Below are 22,929 nucleotides of genomic sequence, written 5' to 3'. Positions count from 1 at the left end.
TGGGCCTTTTTTTATGCCATCATGCTGTTGTCAACATGGCGAAGACTTTGTGAAATCACGTAAAGATGATTCTTAAGCTCGCTGGAACGAACCAGGCCCCATTGGCTCTCGTTTTCGATCGAGCGCAGGGTTTTCTTAAAGCTGGCGGTCAGATTTTCCATGTCTCCCAGTAACGATTCCAGGGCGCTGGAAAATTCCTTCACCCGGGACATTTCGATTTTCCCCACGACACAAATCACGTCCATACCAGCGGTCACCTTCGACAGCATGTTGATAGACCGGTTCAGGGATTTGTTTTCATTGATCAATTTCTTGGCGGTTTCTTCCACGTCGGCAAAGTTGGCGGAAATAAGATTTTTCAGAAGATCGCAGTTCTTTAAAAGGAATTCCTCCTGATCGGAACTTTGGGTTTCCTCGATCAGGTGATTCATCATCTCAATCTGCAGACGTGACGTTGCCATGGAAAAATACATGCGCGAAGCCGCGATGCTGAAGTTGGCAAAGATCTCGTCAAACTCCCGCGAGCTTTCAGCAATTTCCAGCGCCAGTCGTTCCAGGTTCTTGGAAACCACACTGAGGGTTTTTCCAGCCTCGCCAAGTTTTGCGGCAGAGATGGTAAGGTTGGTCGTGACCATCTGCACTTCCCGGCAGATATCACTGATGCTTTGGGCCTGATTGTTGCGGCTGAATCGTTGGTTCAGCGAATCGGCCAGATCAAACGCAGTGCGCGCGGCTTTGGTGCATTTGCCCGAGGCCTGCTGCATTTCGCCCACACGTTCAGATCGATCGACGGTCAAAGAAGTTTTCTTTTCAAAGTGCAGCAGCAGTTGGTCACGGGACTTCATTTCTTCCAGCAGGGCGCGGGTCATAAAAGCGTCATAGCTATTAAAGCCCCGCTTGTGAAGTTCTGAAAGCAAAAGGCCTTCGCTTTGTTCCATGTTAAGCCCCGTCTTTTCGCGGGAAACCAGTTCAGTATAGATCTTTTGCACTTCGCCCAGAAAGACCGAGGTCGGTTTCAGTCGAATCGACAAATACCCATCGGCCATTGGAAAAGCCATGGCAAAGACCCAGTAGTACTTTCCGGTTCTGGATTTGTTCTTTACGAAAGCGGCGATGGGTTTGTTCGATTGCAAATAGTTCCAGAACAGTTTGAAAACACTGCGGGGCATATCCTGATGGCGAATGATGTTGTGGGGACGGCCCAGTATTTCATCTTGTGAATATTCACTGACCCTGACAAAGACCTGATTGCCTGACTCGATTCGCCCCTTAAAATCAGTTTTAGAGAAGAACAGCTCATCCAGTGCAAAGTCGGCTTCCAATGTCATCCCATCACCTCGTGCAAGGTCCGCTTTATACTCGACAGAAAATTCGCAGCAACAAATATGAGATATCCAATGGAATATTCCACCGCCTCGGTGGAGGTGTTCCTCGCATCTGTTGGGAGAAACGTTCGTCGAGTTTCCGGGCGCTGGTTGTTGCTGTGGGAGCGGATTTGCGGCGGTTATCATTTAGGGCCTGTAATAAGAGCAGATCGGAACGACCCTCTGCTGATCTGGTACGGAACACCTGCTTGGCATAAACATTGATCTCTAAGCCACTGAAAACTTAAACAGGAGATATCCATGAAAAAGAATTCAGTGAACTGGAACAAGCTGGGCTTGGTGAGTCTTTTGCTTGCGGCAGGTCCCGCAGGCGCGGCGGATAAAACCGTGCATTGGGATACGAATGCCTATTGGAGAGGTGGCGATCAATCCTATCAATGTTATGACCGGGGTGGAATTTACCACGAAGGCATCTGTCTGGAGGGCTCTGCTTCTGCGCAGGTGGCGGCGGTCATCAACAATGATCTTCGCCGCGAAGGTGGTAATGAAACTTCGATGGGCGACATGGTTACCGAGGTGGAAGGAAAGATTTCCAAAACTTTCGCCAATCGCCATTTCAAGCAGATCTTTATTTCGATCAGCGCCATCCCGAAAAATCAGGTGCTGGATTATAACGAAAAGAATGAACAGAACTTCCATAACTCCGATCGTCTGCGCGCCGATGGTTACGTGGACCGTCCATGGTTCCTGGCAAATATCGGAGCCAACATTGCGATGACGGATTCGCAGGATGTGACTGTTCTTGCCGGCGCGTTCCCGGTCAGCGGCCTGAATCCACTGCAAGGCAAGCCCAGCCGGTACTATGTGACAGCTCCTTATGGTTTGATGGTTCGTTATGACAAAGGGATTCAGATGAACTATCAGCTGAAAGAAGAGCTGGATCGTGTGTTGTTGGCATCCTTTAGCGTTGTTGACGGGGACACCATCAAAGGTGAATCCAGTCTGGACCCGGCAGACTCGCGTGCGAATTCCTATCCAGCCTATGGTGGCACGGTGGAATTGCGCGTAGCCAACGCCCTTCGCAAAGTTTTCGACAAATCAGCACCGTATCTGAAGAATCATGATCTTTATATCGGTGTGACGGGCGCGCATGGAGACGTGGGAAGCTTCCCGGGTGAAAAAAGAGCCCAGGATGATATGACCACTTACTTGGGATACATGTTCACATCCAAGTACGGTGAGGCCGAAGTGCGCGTCTTCCGCGCGGACTTTACTCGCAACAAACAAGGTGATGGTAACGGCCGTCGTCCCCATGCCCAGCATGTGAATTCAAAAGCTCATGGTGTGGAAGTGGCGATGCGTGGAGTGGAGGCGGGGCCCTGCGCCTGGGACTTCTATTACAACCAGCATGTCTTTAATACGGACGCCGCATTTGCCGATGGTGAATTTACGTTTGAAAAGGTTCGCGGGGTGCGCGGCTGGGCTGCCGGCACCACTTGTCGTAATCTGTTGGGCATGAAGAATCTGGATATCGGTTTTGAATATGGCAGCACCCAGCTGGATCGCAAAGGTGCCAAGGAAAACCTGAAATATCCTAACAAGGCCAATCAGTTCAATTTGACGTTAAGCTATCGCTTTAACATGAATAAACTTGTTCGTTAGATGAAGCGATGGGACAGCCAGGAGAACTTTTCCGCGTTCTCCTGCAGTTCTTTTTCGGTCTTGAACAGTTTGTCATCACGGGAAGCGGCGCTGACGGCAAGGCTCAGATGCGTCGCGGATTGCAACAGGTTGTAATCGCCCATGGTGTTGCCGGAAGCAAAGAACGGCCTTTTGCCGCTGGTGGCTTCCAGAAGGGCTTCCACTTTTCCTTCACGATAAGTGATAGTGCCTTTTTGGCGATCGCTGATCACGCCGTTATCCACTTGGGTTTCCACACCCAGCACATCGTTTTTAGTCAGTCCCAGCATTTCTGCGCCGGGCTCCACCGCCCATTTAACCGATGCGGTGATGATGTAGACTTTCACACCCCGGGAAAGAAACAGATCGATCAATTTCTTTTGCTCCAAAAACACCGGCACTGGAAAGTGACCTTTGACCGCGTCAACGGCCCACTGGTGCACCTGCTCCAGTTTTTGTCCCTGACAGATTTGGGCTAGCCAAAGGTAGGCTTTGCGCGGATCTGCGGCTTTCATGTCTTCGTAGTGTTCCCAGGGTTGTGGCGGAAGAGTCACAAGTTTGTTGTCGATCTGGTGATGAAAGAAAGTTTCGCCAAGATCGGTATCCCACAAAGTACCATCCGCATCAAAGGCGGCCACAGGTGCAGAATCCTGTTTTAAAACTTGGTCCAGTGTCGTATTTATGCGGTTCCAAATGTCGGTGGAATAGTCTTTGTATTTCATAGTGTCTTAGTATGAAATATGAAAAGTAAAATGACAAGGAGACCTGAGGGCATGAGCCTGTATTGCCGCGTGATTCAGCCGGAAGATTTGCAACAGATTTTGGATCTGGAAAATAAAAAGCTCGCAGAAACCTATCCGGATGAAATGGAACGAATGATTGCCACCTGGAATTCCAAATTCCGTGTCGAGGCTCTGAACCATTACATCGCCCTGGGCTGGAGTTTTCTGGCTGAGGAGCAGGGCACAAACAAGCTGATGGGTTATTTCATCGCCCAGCCGCTGTTGTTCCTGGATGGACAGACTCAGACCCTGTGGGTGGAGCATGTGCAGTACAACTCCCTGCAGGCCCGCGATGAACTTTGTGAGCTGGCCTATAAATTGGGCCGCGAAAAGCATCTGCAACGGGTTTACTTCCCCAACGACAACGGAGTACCGAACTCCGTAAAAGCTTTCAAGGCCGAAAGCTGGCAGCCGGGGACTCTTTCAGTCAAGACGACAAAAGGATAAGCCATGAAGAATTTCTCCTTCGCGAACAGAATTCAAAATATCAACAAGATGAAATCCCAGGATTTTGATCTGGTGATAATCGGAGGAGGAATCAACGGAGCGGGTGTGGCGCGGGACGCCTCGGCGCGCGGCATGCGGGTGGCTTTGATTGAGGCCCGTGACTTTGCATCTGGCACGTCGTCAAAATCCTCCAAACTTATCCACGGCGGCATTCGTTATCTGGAAAACATGGAATTCAAACTTGTTTTCGAGGCACTCAATGAAAGAACCCGTCTGTTTGAAATGGCTCCGCATCTGGTGCATCCGTTGCGCTTTATGATTCCACTTTATCAGGAAAGCCGTGTGGGCATGGGTAAGATGGGTCTTGGCATGTGGCTGTATGATGCCTTGTCATTGTTCCAGGCACCTGAAATGCACGAACGCCTGAATGCCCAGGCCTCTATCGAGCGCATGCCGGCAATTCGTCCCAACAATCTGCTGGGATCTTATATTTATTCTGACGCCTATATGGACGATGATCGTCTGGTTCATGAAACCATGAGATCGGCGAATGAAAACGGCGCGCTGTGTGTGAACTATGTGAAAGCCACCGGGGTTAACTTTGGCCCGGATGGAAAAATCCAGTCAGTGAAGTGCGAAGATCAGCATTCCAGGGAAAAGTTTTCTATCAAAGCCCGCCATGTGATCAGCAGTGTGGGCCCGTGGACTGACGAACTGGGTGAAAGCATCTTTAAAGACTGGAAAAAGATTCTTCGTCCCACCAAAGGGATTCATCTGACTTTGCCGAAGCACCGTTTGCCTTTGACCAGTGCGGTGGTGATGGGTGCGGAAAAAAGTGATCGCATCGTGTTCGGGATTCCCCGTCACGAGATGATCATTATTGGAACCACGGACACCGACTTTAAGGAATCTCCGGAAAATGTGACCACCACACCGGAAGACGTGAAGTATCTGCTTTCAATCACGGATCACTATTTCCCGGGTGCCAATCTGACAGCTCACGATATTATCGCAAGCTATGCCGGGGTTCGTCCGCTTGTGGCAGATGGCTCCAGCAGTGAAGGCAAAACCAGCCGCGAGCACACGATTCTGTCTGACGACCGCGGCATTACTTTTGTGGCCGGTGGAAAATACACGACGTATCGCTTGATGTGCGAACAAACCGTAAAAGCGGCTTTAAAATTCTTTACGTTTGAAGAGCGTGTGACCTGGGCTAAATCCAAAACCATCAAACCATTGAATCCCTACACCAGTGTTGATGCCTTCCAACAAGCCAAGGTTCAGGCGGATTTGTGGGCGCGTGAAACCGGGCACTCGGCGGAAGACATGCGCCTGCTGGCAGAACGTTATGGCATGGAAGGCGAAGAGATCTTAAACAGATATTCTTCCGACATGACTTACTGGCAGCTGGAGGCAGCTCAGGCGATTGATTCGACGATGTGTCTGCATATGCGTGACTTCTTTGCGCGCCGGGTTCCATTGTTCCTGGCGGATCGCAATCACGGCGTGAAGCACATGGAGGAAATCGGTAAAGTCTTCCAGGAAAAGCTGGGCTGGAACGAAGCCCGCCTGAAAGAAGAACTGCACATGCTGACTGAATACATGGCCCACGAAGTGGAATGGAAAAAACATTTCTAATTAAGGAATGAAATATTCAGAAACTGCCGGCAGACCATTTTGCATGGCCATAAAGACCAGGCGCTTTGGTTTTGGCCCGGAAGCGGCCTTGATCAGAATGCGACGGCCCTGGCAGGTGATAGAGTCTGTCGGCATCGGAAGCTCGGTCACCGTAAAGTGAGTTCCGGAACCCAGCGGCCATACGGCGGTATTTCCCAGATCCCCGGCGTTGTGAATCGCCACCTTGTAAAGTTTCTTATCGACATTGCCGCAGTAATAAATCGCCGATCCCGCAGAATCATAGGCATACGCACTTGGAATCTGCGGCAGGGTCAGCAGGGTTTTTACATTTCCGGAATACAGCACGTGCATCTTCGCCGTCAGGATCGACACATGCACCGGAGGCGTATACATCCAGCCACTGAGCTGATCAAAGTACACCGGTGCTGCAACCCGGTGAACCCCCACGATACCCAAAGAACAATCTGTGGAAAGTCCATCCGGACAGTCATCGGCATCAGAATCCAGACTGATACGGCCCCCAACGTGAAGAGTGGTCGTTGGTGTGATCAGACGGAAGGTGGCATTGTTATGAGCTGTCCCGTTCCAATAAAGGTTGTTCATCAAAAGATTGCCGGACTTGTAAGCGACGATTTCAGGAGAATACCCCGACAGCAGCAAGTCCCCATGGTTGATGGAAGTTTGAGTGTAGCTTGGGGTTGCCCCTTCCCCATTCAGAATTTGTTCCCACAGACCGGTGGCGCGATTTAAGCGGCAAATGCTGTGATAAACCGTATAAGTGCTTGGAGGAGTGATCAGCACCTGATGGTTTGCGCAGTTCATGTAAACGTCGCCATTGGCAGGATTGGTGGCAAACTGATTGGCATCCCACCAGTTCCCCATAAGAATGGACTGCAGATTGGCGGCAACACCGAAGTTGACTCCACCGTTGGCACCATTACCCGCCACCAGTCGTACTTCCGGCAAAGAGCCCGGCGATACTTCACGCAGTTTGTTTTGCTGGTGATCCAGAAGCATCACGCCGTCGCCCACGCTGTGATCAATGTAGGTGACAGAAGCCAAACGCATATCAAATCCAGAACCACCATCGCCGGCGTCTTTGCGCTGACCAAACAGGGTGTAGACTTTCCCGTTCACCACAGTTCGGATAATTCCCCGCGCCGAGAAGAAGATCCGGCCATAACGATCGACAAAGACGTCATCCAGGGCCACCGGGCAGGATGTCGCATCGATGCCATCTGCACATTCCCCCTGAACGCCGGTTCCCAGAACCCGTATCCATGTTCCGTCATCCTGCAACTGGCTGACGCCATTTTCGGTGGATCGATTCGCGCGGTACACGCGGCCATCCATGCCTTGGACTTCATAATAGTTCAGTGACGAGTTGCCAAACGGATGATTTGGGAAAACACCGTTACCAATCAGGGTCACCGGATCAAGTTCCGTCATCGGGCCATAAGCATTACCCGGCACACTGTGCACGCCTTGAACGTAAGCTTTTTGAATGGCACTGGTCGCAGGATCAAATCTTAAGCTGAAGAAGGAATAAGCCATTGTATCCAGATCCCAGGCAGGCTGACCAAAGACACCTGTACCAGAGAATCGGACGCTTTCCACACGAGGAACCGCCAGGGAGCCTTTGTACAGACGGATGCGACCGCTGTTGTTTTTGGCGGCTTGCGGTTTTTCGGAAATGAAATACAGATCCCCGTTGGGCATCGGAATAAATGGTGAACGTTTACGGATTGGCCAGGTTTCATCCACGGTCGGAGTTTTAATAATATTGATTTTTAAATCACGCGGATCGGCCACGGTGTCGGCAGTGTCAGTTCCAAGATTTCCCGCCGGGTCCGCGCCGATCAGGGTTTCGATTGTCATCGGAGTGACGTTGGTGTCGATTCGGCGGATCATCTCGCGGTCATAAACCAGAATGCGATTTTGATAATCGAGTGCGGTTCGCAAGATGGCCTTGGCGCGGGCTTGTTCCACCGGGATGCCGTCGCCGAAAGCATTTTCATTTTCTTTCGTCAGACGCAAAAGAACCTTCGAGTTGTTGGTGGTTGGATCGATATAGATGATCCCGTACGAAGAATCATTAAAGAAGATCTTTCCATCAGTGGTGACAAGCACCGTGCCCGGAGCCGTGTCCGTGTTCACGCTGGTGTTAAAGACGGTGCTCTTGGCATTGCCGTCATGTCCTGGGTCCTGATTGCCGGCGATCAGATTGTAAGCGCCGCTGTTCAGCGGGGGACTGGTAACCTGGGATGTTTGCCCGTTGTTGTCAGTCACACGAATCTGCAATTTAAAGAAAGTGTCGTTTGGAACGGTGGAGCTCCAAAGATAGCAACCCGTGCGGGGCGCCGAATAGGAACACGCGGTAGAGTTGCTGGAGTTGTTGGCCAGTGTGTTTGAAATCAAAGTGAACGGTTCACCGTCGATGGCGTAAAGCAGTTCGACTTTGGCGATAGTGCCATTGTCACTGGCTTGCCAGCTGATATGAGCGGCGGCGCCATTGGCAAAGTTCATATCGAAAGTATTCGGCGGATTGTTGGGAGTGGCTGAATTCACGGTCAGGAAGTTTGCCACCACGGGCGGTGGGTCGTTGACGTAATTGATGGTGTTATAATCTTTTTCAAGTGTGGCGGAATTGGTGCTGATATTGCCGCCGACATCCATCACCCACGCATAAATGTTATAACTGCCAAAATTAATTCCCAGGAAGAAATCAAAATCCACCAACGTCAGAGTGGGCAGTTCGGCAAGGCCCGGTTTGGGCGCCTTCACGCTGACCCAGCAGCTGTCGGAAGCGTTCGGTGCGCTGTTGGCAGTTTTAAGACAGAATTTAGTGATAGCCGTTTCTGCATCCGCAGCTTTCAAGCTGACGGTCACGTAAGATCGGACAGTGTCATCCGGATCCAGTTGTCCGTTTATTTTCATTTCACCGGCAGTGATCACAGGTTTGATTGTATCCAGAATCACATCAAAGGCATTGCTGGCACCGGTACCGGTCAGGCCGTGGCCATCCGTCAAGCGGGCGCGAACCTGCACATTGGTGTTATAGGCATTCGGTGTCCAGTTTACGGTGAAGGACTTGTTGTTCATCGGACCCGCAAGACCCAGCGCGCGACTCGTCGCCACATTCCAGGTGGCGCCGCCATCAGTGGAATAGTCCAAATACAACGTGTCAGCGGCGCTCACGGTGGCTTCGGTGACATACACCACAAACGGATAGCTGACATTGATCGCCAAAGTCGGCACCGGATCCAAAGTCAGAATCGGCGCTTTGCTGTCATAAGTGATAGTAAAGACCGTCGCGGTGGAAACGTTACCGGCTTCGTCACGGGCATAGAAGCGCACGTTGCGAAGGCCCTGTTGATCCCCATTGGCACTCAGATCAAAGGAATAGTTCTGAGCCGCTGTCGAGCAGGCAATCCAGCCGGAATCACCCAAAGCCGGAGGCGCATTGATTTCTTTTATCATAATGAAAGTCGCATCACTGCAATCGTTGACGGTGAATCGGGCATCAGGATTGTTTGTGGTTGCGGCGGTGTTCAGTGTCACCGACGGAGCCACGATCACATTGTCCCGTACCAAAGAATAAGCGGTGTGATGGGTTGTGTTGCCGGCTCCATCGGTCGAAGACAAAGTGAAGTTCTTCAATCCATCAACGGCCGTCAGGGTGACGTTGAAACTAAAAGTACCACCAACGCTGCACGTTCCGGTGGACGGCGACGTTGTATAGTCGCCGGCAAAGCTCAACGAAGCGCCTGCCTCGCAAGTGCCAGACACAGTGACGGCAGACTTGTGTTTGCTGCCAGCCAACGGGCTTGTGATATTCAGTGCCGGGCTCGCGGTGTCGATGATGACCGCGCCGGATTCAATGACGGCGGTGTCGGGCTGCCAGTTGTCAGCCTGGTCCCCGGCAATGAAACAAAGGCGGTATTCGCCATCCCCTGCAAAGCTGAAAGTCGCCGGAGTCCCCGCCGGAACCGGAGTGGTCGCCATGATCGCTGCCCACTGATTGCTGCAATCGGTGTCCTTCACAATCACATAGCGATATTGAGTGGCATCGGCAGGCACGGTTACAGTGACGGAGCGATCGGCATCGTTGTTGGAAAGAGCACTGCCTAAAGAACCGAAAGTCACCGGCAGAAGGGGCGCCAATGAATCCTTGTTGAAGGAAGAGCTGTTTGCCGTCCCTGTATTTCCGGCACTGTCGGTTTGGGAAACCTGTAAAATGGTTGCACCATCATTCAGGGCGCCCACAATCACCGGGCCACTGAAAGTGCCGTTGCTGCAGGTGAAGGTCGCCAGCGTCGTGCCCTGGAAAAGAACTGACACCGGTCCGTCATCATCTTCGCATGTCCCATCCACGGGCAAAGCGGCAATCAGCGCATTGCCAACTTCCGCTGGCAGTGGCGTGGCGAAGCTGACGTTCGGTGCGATGATGTCTTTGGTGACCGCAGTTTCATTCGAAGACTTCACGCCGGCCAAAGACGTCACTTCCAGTTTTACTGTGTACTCAGCATCCGGCCAGCCTTGAGTGTTCACATCCAGACTGAAGCTTCCGTCCTGACAGACGGTGGTGAATACTTTTGGCTCCATGGTCGACAGGCTGTTCAGGCTGGGCTGAATGATGACTTCGATTTTCTGCTTCGGATAGTAACATTCACCGCGCAGATTATAGTTTGAAAGGCTGTCAGAGGAATTGATGATCAGGGATTCAATTTTGGTTCCGGTACCGTCGGTCAGAACCGGTGCCGTCAGGGAATTATAGTCCGTAAGGTTGCCCACAAGGGTGCAACCCGAGACCAGACCCGTGATAAGGAAAATCCAAAGTGCCATTACGTTCATTGCATTACTTATCGGACGATGTTTCGTCATGTTTAACCGAAGATCACTGGCATTCAGCGAAATCTCGCGGAAAGGTGTCTCAAATTGTCACACCTGTCAGTGAAGTAACAGAAGACCCCTCTGGTTCCCTAACAAATGCATTATGACGTTGGCAGGGTCTTTGAAGTAAAGGCGGTGTTGACCGTGTTTGGAGGTATAGCATGCGCATTCATCTACAACTTGCTTTGTCTGTTTTGGCTCTGTCCGTGGCGGCTTGCTCCAATGGTGGTGGCGGCGGCGGTGGCGGTGCGGCTCCGGTTCCGACAACATCTACACCCACGCCAACTCCTGTCGATGTTCAGGGTGAATTCACCTATGAATACAAATTCAACGGCTGCACCACCGGTCGTCAGAAACTGACTTCCAAAAACGCTTATTGTGATGCCTTGTTGAACGATGCTTTGAACAACAACTGCGCCCGCGAAATGCGTATTGAGACCTACAACCGCATGTGCACCACCAACACTCAAGTCAGCAGTCCGGGCACTTTGCCGGCGATGAGCACGGCTCGTTGTGTGGTGAATGGAATGGATTTGAAAGATCGTACGTTCCTGCAGAATATGAATCCTTTCAATCCGCAACGACGTCAGATTTATCGCGACATGTTCTGGAGCGGAAAGAACGATCAGGGTTACGACATTCTGGGTAGTCTGGTTGATTCCTATGGCAAGGGCCGCTTGTTGTTAACACCATCGCAAACGGGTCGCGCCGCTTTGGGTGAAATCCAGCTGCATCAGCAGCGCGGGGACAGTAAGTTTTCCGTGCGTTCAGGCCTGGGTTCGCAGATCAGCCTGAAGGTCACCAATCTGGAAATTCAAAAAGAAGTCGAAGCGGTTTGTCTGTCGGACAAGTCTTTCAAGCGTACCAAGGCGGATTTGCGCCGGGTGAAATGCTCCCTGACTCACTCTGAATCCGGGCGCAAGGAAACCCGCCGTGATGAAGAGATCGTGTGGGATGTTGCCAACAAAGTAGAGCGTGAAATCTTCCGTGGACGTTCGACTGAAAGAATCACTCTGCGTCTGAAACCCGCTGCTGGTGGGCAAGACGAGCGCATCGCCATTGAGGCAGTGGATCTGGATATCGACAAAACCATGGTGGCGGAAACAACCTTGAACGAAGGTTTGGAGGTTCGCTTCCGTGGTCAGTTGACGGGCACGGACCTTGCGATCCAGTGCGCACCTGCGTCAAAATAAACTCAAAAAAGGCCTAAATATCAGTATTGACTCCGGTTTTTATAGAACCTAGACTTGAACTGTTTAAAGCCCGATGAATATTACACTGAAGTGAGATTCAGCATGAGTTTTTTTGACAAAGTTCAAGATTATTTTTCTAACGACATCGCCATTGACCTTGGCACCGCCAATACACTTGTTTACGTAAAAGGCCGCGGAATCATCCTTGATGAACCTTCCGTGGTTGCGGTCCAAAAAAATTATCGTGGCATGCAAAACCGCGTTCTTGCCGTAGGTAAAGAAGCCAAAGACATGTTGGGACGTACACCTGGCAGCATCGTGGCGATCCGCCCGATCAAAGACGGTGTTATCGCTGACTTCGAAGTCACTCAGTCCATGCTGAAATACTTCATCGGCAAATCCCTTGGCGAGAAAAAATCCTTCATCCGTCCTCGTATCATCATCTGCGTTCCTTACGGAATCACTCAGGTTGAAAAACGTGCGGTGAAAGAAGCAGCTCAGTCCGCAGGTGCCCGTGAGGTTTATCTGATCGAGGAACCAATGGCAGCGGCTATTGGTGCCGGTCTTCCGATCACGGAGCCATCCGGCAACATGGTTGTCGACATGGGCGGTGGTACTACGGGCGTGGCGGTGATTTCTTTGGGTGGTATTGTTTACTGCAAATCCATCAAAGTTGCCGGTGACAAGTTTGACGAGGCGATCGTGAACTACGTTCGTCGTCAGTTCAACCTTCTGATCGGTGAAAGAACTGCAGAAAACATCAAAATTCAAATCGGTAACGCTTATCCGTTTGAAGAGGAAAAATCCATGGAGATCAAAGGCCGTGACCTGGTGGCCGGTGCTCCGAAAACCATCGAGATCACTTCTTCTCAGGTGAACGATGCTTTGATGGATCCTTTGTCTGAAGTTGTTGATGCTGTTCGTACCGCGCTGGAAAAAACTCCACCGGAACTGGCTTCCGACATCGTGGATAACGGAATCGTTCTGACGGGCGGGGGCGCATTGCTGGCGAACCTGGACGTGCTTCTGAGAGAAAGAACTGGACTGCCGGTTTCTATCGCCGAAGACCCACTTTCCTGCGTGGTTATGGGTTCCGGTAAAGTTCTCGACCAACTTGACCTTCTCAGACAGCTTACAGTCGATTAGTATAGAAAGGGCATCCACGAAAGGGTGCCCTCGAACGCACGAATGGACTTAAAGGTGCTATGACCGAAGCTGACGTACAATCTATCGCTTTGTTTTTCTATTTTTCCTTGCTTGATGATCAAAAAGCGATAGAGGCTTCATCCCAAGCGCTGGCCCTTTGTCGGGCTCGCAAGGCGCGAAATCCTGATTTAAAAAATTCTGTAGCCATCGTTGCCGCCACCAAAACGGTTTGGGACAAATTTAAAGTGCGCGTTTCCCGCGGACGTCCCAACACCACCGTGGAGTCGGGCTGGCTGATTCCTGATGCCGTCGATCTGGGCCCATGGCGTGAATTTCAGAAATCCGCCTCAGAAGACGAGCTATTGACCGTTATTTGGTCTAAAATCCTGAAGATAAGTGACGATGATATTTCAGCTGGTTTGGGCATTACCCAGGGCACTATTCGATATAGATTAGGCCGGGCGTTGCGCAAGCTGGGAAGCATGACCCAAGGTGTGAGTAAACTAAAGCATGGCTCAGCAGGAAAATAAAGTTCAGCTCTCCAAGAAAAATAAACGAGAGATTTCTCCGTTCATCGGGCATGAGCTGCTTTATGACTATTTGACGGGGACTCTGGATCCGGAACGCCGTTCCGCGGTTGAAGATCATGTGAAGTTCTCGCGCGATGCCCAGCTGGATCTGGGTAAAATCGAAAATGGTCAGAAGTACGCTGAACGCCTGGCCGACACACGTGTGTCCGAACCCATCATTTCACAAATCAACGCGCCTTCCAGCTATCTGACGGTGCTGATGCAAAAATCCAATTTCGACAAATGGCCTCAGGGTCTTAAATGGGGCTTGGAAGCTCTGGTTGTTGTCGGGGTGATTGTGACTTTGTTGTCCGTGACTCCATGGCAGAAAGTCATGCAGTTGGGCAGTTTGACCGGATCCAAAGATGTGATACTGGCTGAAGTTTCCAAAACAGAAACCACCACCGTGGTGCAGGAAACTCCGGAATTCGTGGATGAAGGCGCTAAAGAGGCGGCTCCTGCTGTAACGGCAAAAACTCCGGATAAACCTGCGGCAGCCACTCCGGTTGCGGTGGCTCCGGCGACACCGACACCAGCGGCACCGGCTGCGGTGGCGGCAAAACCTGAAAAACCGGCAGAGACTGCTCCAGCAGCGGCTTCTGGTGGGTTCCTTTATCGCGGTGAAATCTCTGCGACTAACATTGAAAGCATTGGCCCCAAGATCAATGACAAGATCCTTGAACTGGGTGGTCGTAAAGCCGGTTCCGTGGAACTGGGTTGGAAGAAAACTCCGACATCCATGTATTATCACCTTACAATTCCTGAGGCGAAGTATCAGGACCTGATGAACTATCTGGGCACTTATGGGAAGACCAAATTTTCCAAAGAAAAACACCCTCGTGTGATGCCGGACGGAATCATTCGTCTGATCTTCACTTTGGATGAATCCAAAAAGTGAAAACACTCCGGAAGAAACCCAAACGATCCCTGCGCACGATCTTGATCATCTGGTTCGTCCTGTTTTCAGTCGTGCCGCTGGCATTCGTTACCGGTTATTCCATGATCAAATACGAAAAAGCCATCGATCATGAACTGTCCCAGCGCCTGAGCGGCAATGCCCGCGAAGTCGAACTGATTCTGGCGGATCTTTTGACAAGCATTCAGCAAAAGCGTGACCGTTATGTGCGTGATCCCAGCCTGGTGTATCACATGGCGGAAGGTGACAGTGGCACCATTCGCAATATTTCTTCCCAGTGGATCAAAGCCGACAATATTTCCAGTCTGACGTTCTTCAATCGTGAAGGCCGCATGTTGGCTTCGGTTTTCAAAGATGAAAAAGAAAACGTGCGCAGCTTCGTTCCCGTACAAGACGCCGTTTTCCTGTCAGCGAAATACATGGCACAGGTCAAAGATCAGCGTGAAATTTCCCTGGCTGAATTCGGTGACAAACAAAAAGTAAATCTGATCCTGATCTCTAAAATCACCGGGGCCGGTGGCCGTGTTGTGGGTTACATGGAACAGGTGATGGATCTGAACAAAGCCTTTGTATCCAGAATTAAAAGCCGCCTGAAGCTGGAACTGATTTTTTTCTCGGATAACGGTCAGGCCATTGTTGCCAGTCACCCGGATTTTTATCTTTATAAAAAAGACTTCTTCCGTCCTTATTTCCGTCCGGGGGCAGAGCCTTTCTTTGATCTGAATGTGCGCAGCACGCCATATGGCTTTTTGATCTATCCACTGGATTGGGGTATCACGAAGTTCTATGTGGCTTTGGGTGCTTCCAAGAGCGAAGCCAAAGCGGTTCTGAAGAACGTGAACTATGCCTTTATCAGCGTCGTGGGTGCGGTTATTGTTTTGTTGGTTCTGACGATTCTGGTGACTTCAAGCTGGGTTCTGAAGCCGCTTTACGAACTGGTTGAAGCCCTGCAGTCCTTTGAATCCCAGGAACAGGCCGTCACAATTCCGGTGAAAAACGACACTGAAATTGGTCTTCTGACAGAGTCCTTTAATGAAATGAGCAAAAAAATCTGGGTGGCCCGGTCGGATCTTCGCAAGAAAATCACTGAACTTGAGGCAGCCAATAAAGAGCTGAAAGACACTCAGACAAAGCTTGTTCACTCTGCAAAAATGGTCAGCCTGGGTCAGTTGGTGGCAGGTGTGGCGCATGAGCTGAATAATCCGATTGGATTTATTTACAGCAACATGACCCATCTTAAAGAATATTCTGAAAGACTGATCGAACTTGCTGAAGTGGCAGAAAAGGATCCGCCGAAACTTCCGGCCCTGAAAGAAGAGTACGAATTTGACTATATCGTGAAAGATCTGCCGAAGTTGGTGGCGTCTTGTCAGGATGGCGCTCGTCGTACCCGTGATATCGTTTTGGGTTTGCGCAATTTCTCTCGCTTGGAAGAAGCCAAACTGCAGGAAATCGACGTTCATCAAAGTTTGGATACAACTTTGAATCTGTTGCAGGGTGAAATCAAAAACCGCATCGAGATTCATCGCCAGTATGAGCCAACTCCGTTGATCCACTGTTATGCCAGTCAGGTGAATCAGGTGTTCATGAACATCCTGTCCAATGCAGTTCAGGCCATTGAAGGCAGCGGTCACATCTGGATTTCCACTTCGGCTTTGAAGGACTATAAGGGTTCCAAGGACAAACGTGGTTGGGTGCAAGTCTCAATTCAAGACAGCGGTAAGGGCATGTCCGCCGATGTTCTGGAAAAGATCTTCGACCCCTTCTTCACCACGAAGGGTGTGGGTCAGGGGACAGGTTTGGGTTTGAGTATCTCTTACGGGATTGTTCAGAATCACGGGGGCGAAATTCAGGCCCGCTCGGAAGTGGGCGTAGGCACAGAGTTTATCGTGATCATCCCGGTTTATCCGCCGATTCAGGAAAAGAATCCCCAACTAATGTCCTAAAGCTTTAGTCCAGTTAATCCGAGAAGAAAGACATGCGTATCATGGCAGTCTTTCTTTCGATTTTGATGTTTTCCGGGATGGCAGTGGCAAAAAGTCATAAGCTGCATTTTTCTGGAAGAGTCGCAGAAAAAGTCGATGTGAAGACAGCGAAGAATGGTGAGCTGCAAATCACCAAAAATTCACCTCACCTTAAAGTCGTAGTTCACAAGCGGGCTCCGGCTTCTGTTGTCACAGTTCAAGCGCCCTAAGACTAGTTGTTAAGAACTGGTTTAAGAAGTCTTCTTTTGCCTAAAAATAGCCCCTATCATTGGGATATATGGCAAAAATCATCTCAATGTCACTGATCCTGATTTCGGTAACTTTGGCAGTTCCGTCCCTTTCGTGGGCCTTCCGATTTTCTCCCATGGTTGTGGAGTTTGCTCCCAGTGGATCCAGATCCACTCAAGTGCTGGTGATTGAAAATCCCGGAGATGAAAAACTTCCCGTGCAAATTGAAGCCTTCGCTCGCACCACCAATCCCAAAGGGGAGGAAGTGCGCACCAAAACCGAAGACTTTGTGATCTATCCAGAGCAGGTTGTCCTGCTTCCAAAAGAAAAGCGCAATGTGCGCGTGTCATGGTCTGGCGAAATCAAGGACGGAAAAGAGAAAGCCTATCGCCTGGTGGCTTCACAATTGCCGGTGGACTTCCGCGAAAAGAACTCTGATCCGAAAAAAACCAGCGTAAATTTGAAGTTCCTTTTGCAGTATGTGGCCTCGGCTTATGTGATTCCGGAAGGGGCCGCACCCAAGGTCATCGTCAAGGAAGTGAAACGTGTGGGGGCCCGCAAAGTGGCCGTGACGTTCACTAATGACGGAAAAGCCCATAAGGTTTTGTTGTTCAAGCATTTGAAAATCAAAGCGGGTGAAACCGTGATTGCGGATCTGACCACTAACAAAGCCGTTGAATCCATCAATCTTCTGGCAGGCGACACTGCCACAGCCGAAGTTGAAACCGCAAAAGATGTCCCGGCCAATCAGGCTTTGAGCGCCACCATTGATTTGGAGGATCTTGAGAATTGAGATCCGGTTTCGTTTTACTTCTTTCTATTCTGCTTCCGGTGCTGGTCATGGCCCAAGGCCGTCCGCCGTTGGGGAAACCCTTCCTGATGGCGCCCGTGGTTTTGGATGGCCGTCCGCTGACGGAAGCCTGGCTGTTCCCGCGCGATCGTGCGGAAGAGTTTTCTGTCGAGGCGCGCACTTTGCTGGAAGCGGTAAAGCCTTACATGAAGGATGAATTGTTTTTGCGCCTGCAAAGCAATGTGACATCCGACGGTGTTTTGACCACGCAGTCTTTGGAGGCAGTGGGCTTTTCAGTGTCCTTTGATCCGCCCACACTGGAGCTGCGATTAAGTCTGCCGGCCAAGTATCGCAAGGCCCAGGATCTGGATTTGAACTTTATTGAATTTGAAAATCAGAAATATCTGCGACCCGATCAGCACAGTGGGTACTTGAATTTAAGAACCCAGCAATCCTGGCAATATGGGCCGGATGTGGAAAGTGAACGTCGCCCTCTGACGGGAAATCTGGAGCTGGTTGAAAACATCAGGGGCTTCGTCTTTGAATCCAGCGCGGATTTTTTAGAGGATGCCGATTCCCAATGGCGCCGGCAGGACACACGCATTCGCTATGACGATGAAGAGCGCATGATCCGCTACACCTTGGGGGATTTGACCTTCCGTTCGACCGGTTTTCAAATCACTCCGTCTATCGCGGGTCTTGCGGCAACGCGGGAATTTGCGATCCAGCCGTATAAAACTTTAAGACCGCTCAGTGACACGGAAATCATCATCAAACGAACTTCCATTGTGGAAATCTATGTCAACGGCCTGCTGTTCAGTCAGGTGCGTTTGGCTCCGGGGGTTTTCAATATTCGTGATTTCCCTTTGGCAACGGGCCAAAGCAATGTGCGTATCAAGGTGAAGGATGATCTGGGGCAGGAAGAGGTTTATGACTTCTCGCTGCTTTATGAAAACAGCCTGCTGGCTCGCGGGGTGGAAGAATTCTCGTACGCTGCGGGTCTTCCGTGGCAGGCATCCGGTGGTGACCGGGCTTATGATGATTCTGCTGCCTTTGTCAGTTTGTACAACCGCCGTGGGATCACGGATCAGCTGACGGTCGGAGTGAACTATCAGAGTTATTATGAAAAGATGCTCTTGGGCGCTGAGGTTTCCGGTGTGTCGAATCTGGGATATCTGTCTTTGCAGGTGGCTCAAGGGTCGCAGTCGTCTCAGGAAAGCGGTTTTGCCGAACGTTTGACGTATCGAAGTCTGGACAAGGTTATGGGCCGGCAAATGCCCTTGCTATTGGCGTTGGAGTTTGAAAATCAGGATCGTGATTTCAGTCCGGTGACCGTGCAAAATCCTGTCGTGGATCCCTTGCGGTATCTGCGCCGTTACGATGCGCAGTTGAACTTCCGTTTGGATTCATCCTGGTTGTGGGGCGTGGGTGCCAACACTCTGGAATATATGACCGGTAAAGATCAGCGCACTTACAGATCCAACCTGATGATTCCACTGAAAAGCCAGATGCGGCTGGAATTTGTGTATAACAAGATTCTTCAGGACAAAGAAGAAGACCGCTTCCTGATTTCATTCTATTGGAATGAAAGTCAGGGCTATTACAGTGCAAGTTCTTATTACGATTCACTTCAAAAAACCACCAATGCCACTGTGGCTCGCAACAACCGCTATCAGTATGATGACTATCGCTGGAATGCAAATATCCAAAACAGCGAACTGGGCAACACCCGAAGCATTTCGGGGGAATATCTGAAGCAGCCCTTCAGTGTGCGATTGGATCACATGAACAATGCCCAGCAGGGGAGCGAATACAACCTGACGTCGTTGGGCTTGAATACCGGCTTTGCCTGGGTGGGTGGCCATGGAGCCTTCACGCAGCCGGTGACCGACAGCTTTGTGTTGCTTCACGCCAAGAACCTGGAGGACGGACAGGCTATCATGATCAATCCGACCGGGGATCGTGGGCAGGCTCAATTGGGGCCGCGCCGAACCGTGGTGCTGCGTGATCAGTCGTCTTACTACCGAAACACGGTGAACGTGGATATCACGTCTTTGCCGATGGGCTATTTACTGGATAAAGAATTCTATGGAACTCAAACCACTTATCGCAGCGGGATTTTGTTGGATCTGAAGATCGCCAAAAAAGTGATGGTGAAGGGTCAGTTGCTGACGTCTTCAGACAAAGCAGTGGAATACGCCGCCGGAGATGTGTTTGCTGCCAACGGACAGCTTGTTGATAACACCTTCTTTACCAACAAACAGGGCCGCTTCCTGATTGAAGGATTGGAACCTGGTGTTTACCGGGTTGTGACAGATCAGTCGGGCCTTGCGCCATTCACATTTGAGATTCCAGGTAATGCCGATAGAATGCTGAATCTGGGCACTGTTAAAACCGGAACAAAGGAGCAACCATGAAATTGATCGTGGGTCTTCTGCTTGCAGCTCTTACTTTTGCCGCAGTCAGAGCTTCGGCCTGCTCTGCGATGGGCTTGATCTTGGCGCAGCCTGCGCCGTATTTCCAGACGGGCGGCACGATGAAGGACACCTTCAATCTTACCGTTTTTGGGAACACCACCAACGGAACCTGCAATTACTTTCTGACTTTCGATTACGGATCTTCGAATTCCTATACCAATCGTTCCGCGAAAAAAGGTTCTGATGTCTGGCCGTATCAGGTTTCAGCCGACAGCGCCGGTTTGCAGATCTTAAAGAAATTTCCGGAAGTGAATTCATGCTCGGATGTTATCTGCGACAAACTTCAGGGAAGTACCTTTTATAATACGAAGACGTCGTCTTACACGGTGGCATTTAATACGGCCAATGACTGGCGTTCGGCGGGAACTTACCTTGATACGGTGACGGTGCGTTTGTATCAGGGAAATACCTCGAACTATACGCTGGTGGCTTCGCAGGCGTTCCTGCTGACATTTGGTTCACACAAAAAGGCGGATTTGTCGGTGGTGTCTTCCGGGGGGGCGTTTGATCTATCCAAAACCACTCACACCATCAACTTCGGAAATAATCTGACCACCGGGGCGCAGGGCACGGCTGATGTGATTGTGAAGTACAACTCGGGCTACAATCTGTTTGCCTGGTCTGACAACGGTGGAAAGCTGAAGCAGGTCAATGGCACAGACACGATTGATTATACGTTTAAGATCAACGGAACCACTTATGCGATCCCGTGGTGGACTCAGATTGCCACCCAGACGGGGACTTCCCCGGCCAGTGGGCTGGTGAATCCGGTGACGATCATCATCGGTAATACCAGCGGCAAGGCTCAAGGGTCCTACAGTGACACGATCAATCTGACTATTCAATCCAGCCAATAAAAAAAAGCCGGTCACTGGGACCGGCTTTTTAGTTTGTTTTTCAGTTTTTAAAATTACTGAGCTGCGATCGTCACGGTCACAACGTCAGAGTATGTGCCGGATGGAAGAGCCGCAATTTCAGCTGCCGTGGAAGTGGCTTTAACAACCACAGAAACCGCAGAGCTTGTTTTCGCCGTCAAACCACCAGAAGAAGCTTCACATGCCGCCATCAGAGCGCAGTCAGCAATAGTGATTTTTGCCGAGGAATAATCCAAAGAGTATTTTACTTTCGCTGTGCCTGGGCCGCGCAATTCACCGGCTTGAGCAGAGGAAACTGTGATTTTGTAACCACCCGTGGAGTTTGAAACTTCATGGAAGATGCTTGCGAAAGTTTTGGAAGTCACCGCTCCGTTTACGATTTGATCCACGTTCAGAGTCTGGTCCACGTTGGCATCATTGCCATCCATGCTGGTCAGGGAAAGATAAGTGTTATTTCCAACAACACCAGTGATCGTCAAAGCGCCTTGGGAAGCGGCAAATGCGTTAACAGAGAAAGCCAGGGCACTGACAGCGGCAAGAGTTTTGATCATTTTCATGGAGGGGGGTCCTTTCAAAGGGGTTCGGGGGTAATGAGTTAAGTTGACAAGTTCTTAACTTCACTTTCTGTGCCGACACCGAAAAGGCCCTAAAGTGGTTAATGACTCGTGATTTGTGCGCAGTTTTTTGACATTTGAGACAAAATTTTAGCTCACCCGTTCGGCGTAGCCTGAAAAACCCGCGGCTTTGATCAAGGAAATGTTTGGAAGTCTCTGTTTTTAAACGAACTTTAACCGGGAACGTGAGGCAGTAAACCCACGGATCAATACTCTGAAAGTGTCTCATTTCAAGACAGTGCTAAACTTGAGAAATGGAACACATTGTCCGATAAGGGGCTTATGACATCGCAGAAGTCTCAAAAGGAAAACTCTATGCTTCTGGCTTTGCTGCTCTTTGTGGGGGCGGCAGTGATGATCTTTGTCTATTTGGGTTCAGAGGATCCACCGAAAAAAGTGGCCTCGGCCCCCGTCGCTGCGAAATCCGAAAAGTTTGAAAAGTCAGTGAACCGCCATCTGATGTTAACCAATGAAAAGATGGAGATGGCCCGCCAGCGCATGCAGGTGGAAAACGCGCGACTGATGAATTCGGATTTTAATTCCACCACGGCTCAAAGTGCTTATCACAATGAAAACCGTCTGGATCTGACTTCAGATACGCGTGCTCAGGAACTGGCAGAAGAGTTGGGACGTGGTTCGCGCAAAGAGGAAAGTCTTTCTCCGCACGACATTGTTCAGAAAGAACTATTCAACGCCGAACAACAAGCCGAATATTCTCAAGCCTATAAAGAAGAGTACGCACGTCAGTTTGTTGAAAATGCCCGCCGTGGTGGATACCGTGTGATTTTAAGTGAAGACTTGTCCCGCGTTCTGTCGGTGACTCCGATTCGCAATCCAAGTGGTGCGGGCATGAATGTGTTCGACTACAGTTCAGAGGCTATACAGTAAGACTGCGCACCGCCCGCGTCTTTCGCCACTTCTTAAAATACCCATGATCAGCCATACTGAAATAGTTGTTTTCACAGACGACGAGATGATCGTTCAGGGGAATTTCAAACATCTGTGCCAGTTGATGAATTTTCCGGGTCAGGATCAGATCCTGTTCGGATGGCAGCACGTTTTGGCTGGGGTGATTGTGCGCCAGAATAAATGAACTGGCGTTGGCCTTGACCAGGCAGCGGAAGATGTCGCGTGGGTGAATCATGCAAAAATCCACAGTCCCCCGAAACAGCATTTCTTTGCGGACCAGATTCATTTGCGAGTCCAGGGCGATGACCCAAAGCTCCTCGGCATAGGGGTTGATTTCGTTGCGCAGGATTTCATAGGCTTGCAGGCTTGTGGACACTTCTCTCATATTTGTCCTTTGTTGCAAAATTACGGGGTTTTTAATGGAAATCTGGCCTGATTTAGCGGACGGATTTAGGACAGCCG

Annotated in this window: 18 protein-coding genes; 13 read left to right on the top strand and 5 right to left on the bottom strand. The window is 50.5% G+C overall.

What is annotated here, in order from left to right; translation table 11 throughout:
* Positions 1-11: 11 nt before the first annotated feature.
* A complete protein-coding gene (locus AC04MQ_RS02270) occupies positions 12-1,328 on the bottom strand; it encodes a PAS domain-containing protein (RefSeq protein ID WP_015089385.1) in 1,317 nt (438 codons plus the stop codon).
* A 297-nt stretch (positions 1,329-1,625) separates the two neighbouring features.
* On the opposite strand from AC04MQ_RS02270, the gene AC04MQ_RS02265 reads away from it, so the two are divergent.
* A complete protein-coding gene (locus tag AC04MQ_RS02265; protein WP_475390877.1) occupies positions 1,626-2,987 on the top strand; it encodes a hypothetical protein in 1,362 nt (453 codons plus the stop codon).
* Here the strand turns inward: AC04MQ_RS02265 and AC04MQ_RS02260 are convergent.
* Entirely contained in the window at positions 2,984-3,727 is a 744-nt protein-coding gene (locus AC04MQ_RS02260; protein WP_475390875.1) for an HAD family hydrolase, read from the bottom strand. The two genes, AC04MQ_RS02265 and AC04MQ_RS02260, sit on opposite strands and share 4 nt — an antisense overlap.
* A 51-nt stretch (positions 3,728-3,778) precedes the next feature.
* Here AC04MQ_RS02260 and AC04MQ_RS02255 point away from each other — a divergent pair, with 51 nt between their 5' ends.
* Complete coding sequence (locus AC04MQ_RS02255) at positions 3,779-4,234, top strand: hypothetical protein (RefSeq protein ID WP_148278647.1); 456 nt, start codon at positions 3,779-3,781, stop codon at positions 4,232-4,234.
* Positions 4,235-4,237: 3 nt separating this feature from the next.
* On the top strand, positions 4,238-5,872 hold the full coding sequence (locus AC04MQ_RS02250) for a glycerol-3-phosphate dehydrogenase/oxidase (protein WP_475390873.1): 1,635 nt from the start codon (positions 4,238-4,240) through the stop codon (positions 5,870-5,872).
* Here AC04MQ_RS02250 and AC04MQ_RS02245 read toward each other — a convergent pair whose 3' ends face one another.
* Entirely contained in the window at positions 5,873-10,726 is a 4,854-nt protein-coding gene (locus AC04MQ_RS02245; protein WP_475390871.1) for a hemagglutinin, read from the bottom strand. It abuts the gene before it with no gap.
* Between the two features lie 200 nt (positions 10,727-10,926).
* On the opposite strand from AC04MQ_RS02245, the gene AC04MQ_RS02240 reads away from it, so the two are divergent.
* The 9 genes from AC04MQ_RS02240 (at position 10,927) to AC04MQ_RS02200 (ending at position 20,926) form a co-directional block, all read left to right on the top strand.
* Entirely contained in the window at positions 10,927-11,958 is a 1,032-nt protein-coding gene (locus AC04MQ_RS02240) for a hypothetical protein (RefSeq protein ID WP_475390869.1), read from the top strand.
* Positions 11,959-12,060: 102 nt separating this feature from the next.
* The gene (locus AC04MQ_RS02235) at positions 12,061-13,104 is read left to right on the top strand and encodes a rod shape-determining protein (protein ID WP_015089392.1); all 1,044 of its coding nucleotides are present in this window, start codon (positions 12,061-12,063) and stop codon (positions 13,102-13,104) included.
* A gap of 59 nt (positions 13,105-13,163) precedes the next feature.
* Positions 13,164-13,634: a hypothetical protein gene (locus AC04MQ_RS02230; RefSeq protein WP_015089393.1), complete on the top strand. Its 471-nt coding sequence runs from the start codon at positions 13,164-13,166 to the stop codon at positions 13,632-13,634.
* A complete protein-coding gene (locus AC04MQ_RS02225; RefSeq protein WP_475390867.1) occupies positions 13,615-14,571 on the top strand; it encodes a zf-HC2 domain-containing protein in 957 nt (318 codons plus the stop codon). The genes AC04MQ_RS02230 and AC04MQ_RS02225 overlap by 20 nt, the downstream gene beginning before the upstream one ends.
* Complete coding sequence (locus tag AC04MQ_RS02220; RefSeq protein ID WP_475390865.1) at positions 14,568-16,535, top strand: HAMP domain-containing sensor histidine kinase; 1,968 nt, start codon at positions 14,568-14,570, stop codon at positions 16,533-16,535. Before AC04MQ_RS02225 ends, AC04MQ_RS02220 begins: the two co-directional genes overlap by 4 nt.
* Positions 16,536-16,567: 32 nt before the next feature.
* Positions 16,568-16,783 carry a hypothetical protein gene (locus tag AC04MQ_RS02215; RefSeq protein WP_015089396.1) on the top strand — a complete coding sequence of 72 codons (216 nt, stop codon included), beginning with the start codon at positions 16,568-16,570 and terminating at the stop codon, positions 16,781-16,783.
* Positions 16,784-16,851: 68 nt separating this feature from the next.
* A complete protein-coding gene (locus AC04MQ_RS02210; protein WP_475390863.1) occupies positions 16,852-17,595 on the top strand; it encodes a fimbrial biogenesis chaperone in 744 nt (247 codons plus the stop codon).
* Complete coding sequence (locus AC04MQ_RS02205) at positions 17,592-20,009, top strand: fimbria/pilus outer membrane usher protein (RefSeq protein WP_475390861.1); 2,418 nt, start codon at positions 17,592-17,594, stop codon at positions 20,007-20,009. The genes AC04MQ_RS02210 and AC04MQ_RS02205 overlap by 4 nt, the downstream gene beginning before the upstream one ends.
* Positions 20,006-20,926 carry a hypothetical protein gene (locus AC04MQ_RS02200; RefSeq protein WP_475390860.1) on the top strand — a complete coding sequence of 307 codons (921 nt, stop codon included), beginning with the start codon at positions 20,006-20,008 and terminating at the stop codon, positions 20,924-20,926. The genes AC04MQ_RS02205 and AC04MQ_RS02200 overlap by 4 nt, the downstream gene beginning before the upstream one ends.
* A 53-nt stretch (positions 20,927-20,979) precedes the next feature.
* On the opposite strand, the gene AC04MQ_RS02195 is transcribed toward AC04MQ_RS02200, so the two are convergent.
* On the bottom strand, positions 20,980-21,501 hold the full coding sequence (locus AC04MQ_RS02195) for a hypothetical protein (protein WP_475390858.1): 522 nt from the start codon (positions 21,499-21,501) through the stop codon (positions 20,980-20,982).
* Between the two features lie 339 nt (positions 21,502-21,840).
* Here AC04MQ_RS02195 and AC04MQ_RS02190 point away from each other — a divergent pair, with 339 nt between their 5' ends.
* A complete protein-coding gene (locus AC04MQ_RS02190; RefSeq protein ID WP_235046214.1) occupies positions 21,841-22,446 on the top strand; it encodes a hypothetical protein in 606 nt (201 codons plus the stop codon).
* Here AC04MQ_RS02190 and AC04MQ_RS02185 read toward each other — a convergent pair.
* Positions 22,436-22,852, bottom strand: a complete 417-nt coding sequence (locus AC04MQ_RS02185) for a JAB domain-containing protein (protein ID WP_417862777.1) — start codon at positions 22,850-22,852, stop codon at positions 22,436-22,438. The two genes, AC04MQ_RS02190 and AC04MQ_RS02185, sit on opposite strands and share 11 nt — an antisense overlap.
* Positions 22,853-22,929: the final 77 nt, after the last annotated feature.

It is taken from the genome of Bdellovibrio sp. MYbb2, from assembly GCF_056175685.1.
Note: the sequence above shows the minus strand (reverse complement) of the source record. Positions and strands in the feature narration are given on the sequence as shown.

What these genes read in the sequence shown, in the direction of transcription:
- AC04MQ_RS02245 (WP_475390871.1), bottom strand. Translation starts at nt 10,726, where the DNA reads ATGAACGTAATGGCACTTTGGATTTTCCTTATCACGGGTCTGGTCTCG.
- AC04MQ_RS02190 (WP_235046214.1), top strand. Translation starts at nt 21,841, where the DNA reads ATGACATCGCAGAAGTCTCAAAAGGAAAACTCTATGCTTCTGGCTTTG.
- AC04MQ_RS02235 (WP_015089392.1), top strand. Translation starts at nt 12,061, where the DNA reads ATGAGTTTTTTTGACAAAGTTCAAGATTATTTTTCTAACGACATCGCC.
- AC04MQ_RS02210 (WP_475390863.1), top strand. Translation starts at nt 16,852, where the DNA reads ATGGCAAAAATCATCTCAATGTCACTGATCCTGATTTCGGTAACTTTG.
- AC04MQ_RS02200 (WP_475390860.1), top strand. Translation starts at nt 20,006, where the DNA reads ATGAAATTGATCGTGGGTCTTCTGCTTGCAGCTCTTACTTTTGCCGCA.
- AC04MQ_RS02195 (WP_475390858.1), bottom strand. Translation starts at nt 21,501, where the DNA reads ATGAAAATGATCAAAACTCTTGCCGCTGTCAGTGCCCTGGCTTTCTCT.
- AC04MQ_RS02255 (WP_148278647.1), top strand. Translation starts at nt 3,779, where the DNA reads ATGAGCCTGTATTGCCGCGTGATTCAGCCGGAAGATTTGCAACAGATT.
- AC04MQ_RS02250 (WP_475390873.1), top strand. Translation starts at nt 4,238, where the DNA reads ATGAAGAATTTCTCCTTCGCGAACAGAATTCAAAATATCAACAAGATG.
- AC04MQ_RS02270 (WP_015089385.1), bottom strand. Translation starts at nt 1,328, where the DNA reads ATGACATTGGAAGCCGACTTTGCACTGGATGAGCTGTTCTTCTCTAAA.
- AC04MQ_RS02230 (WP_015089393.1), top strand. Translation starts at nt 13,164, where the DNA reads ATGACCGAAGCTGACGTACAATCTATCGCTTTGTTTTTCTATTTTTCC.
- AC04MQ_RS02260 (WP_475390875.1), bottom strand. Translation starts at nt 3,727, where the DNA reads ATGAAATACAAAGACTATTCCACCGACATTTGGAACCGCATAAATACG.
- AC04MQ_RS02185 (WP_417862777.1), bottom strand. Translation starts at nt 22,852, where the DNA reads ATGAGAGAAGTGTCCACAAGCCTGCAAGCCTATGAAATCCTGCGCAAC.
- AC04MQ_RS02225 (WP_475390867.1), top strand. Translation starts at nt 13,615, where the DNA reads ATGGCTCAGCAGGAAAATAAAGTTCAGCTCTCCAAGAAAAATAAACGA.
- AC04MQ_RS02265 (WP_475390877.1), top strand. Translation starts at nt 1,626, where the DNA reads ATGAAAAAGAATTCAGTGAACTGGAACAAGCTGGGCTTGGTGAGTCTT.
- AC04MQ_RS02215 (WP_015089396.1), top strand. Translation starts at nt 16,568, where the DNA reads ATGCGTATCATGGCAGTCTTTCTTTCGATTTTGATGTTTTCCGGGATG.
- AC04MQ_RS02240 (WP_475390869.1), top strand. Translation starts at nt 10,927, where the DNA reads ATGCGCATTCATCTACAACTTGCTTTGTCTGTTTTGGCTCTGTCCGTG.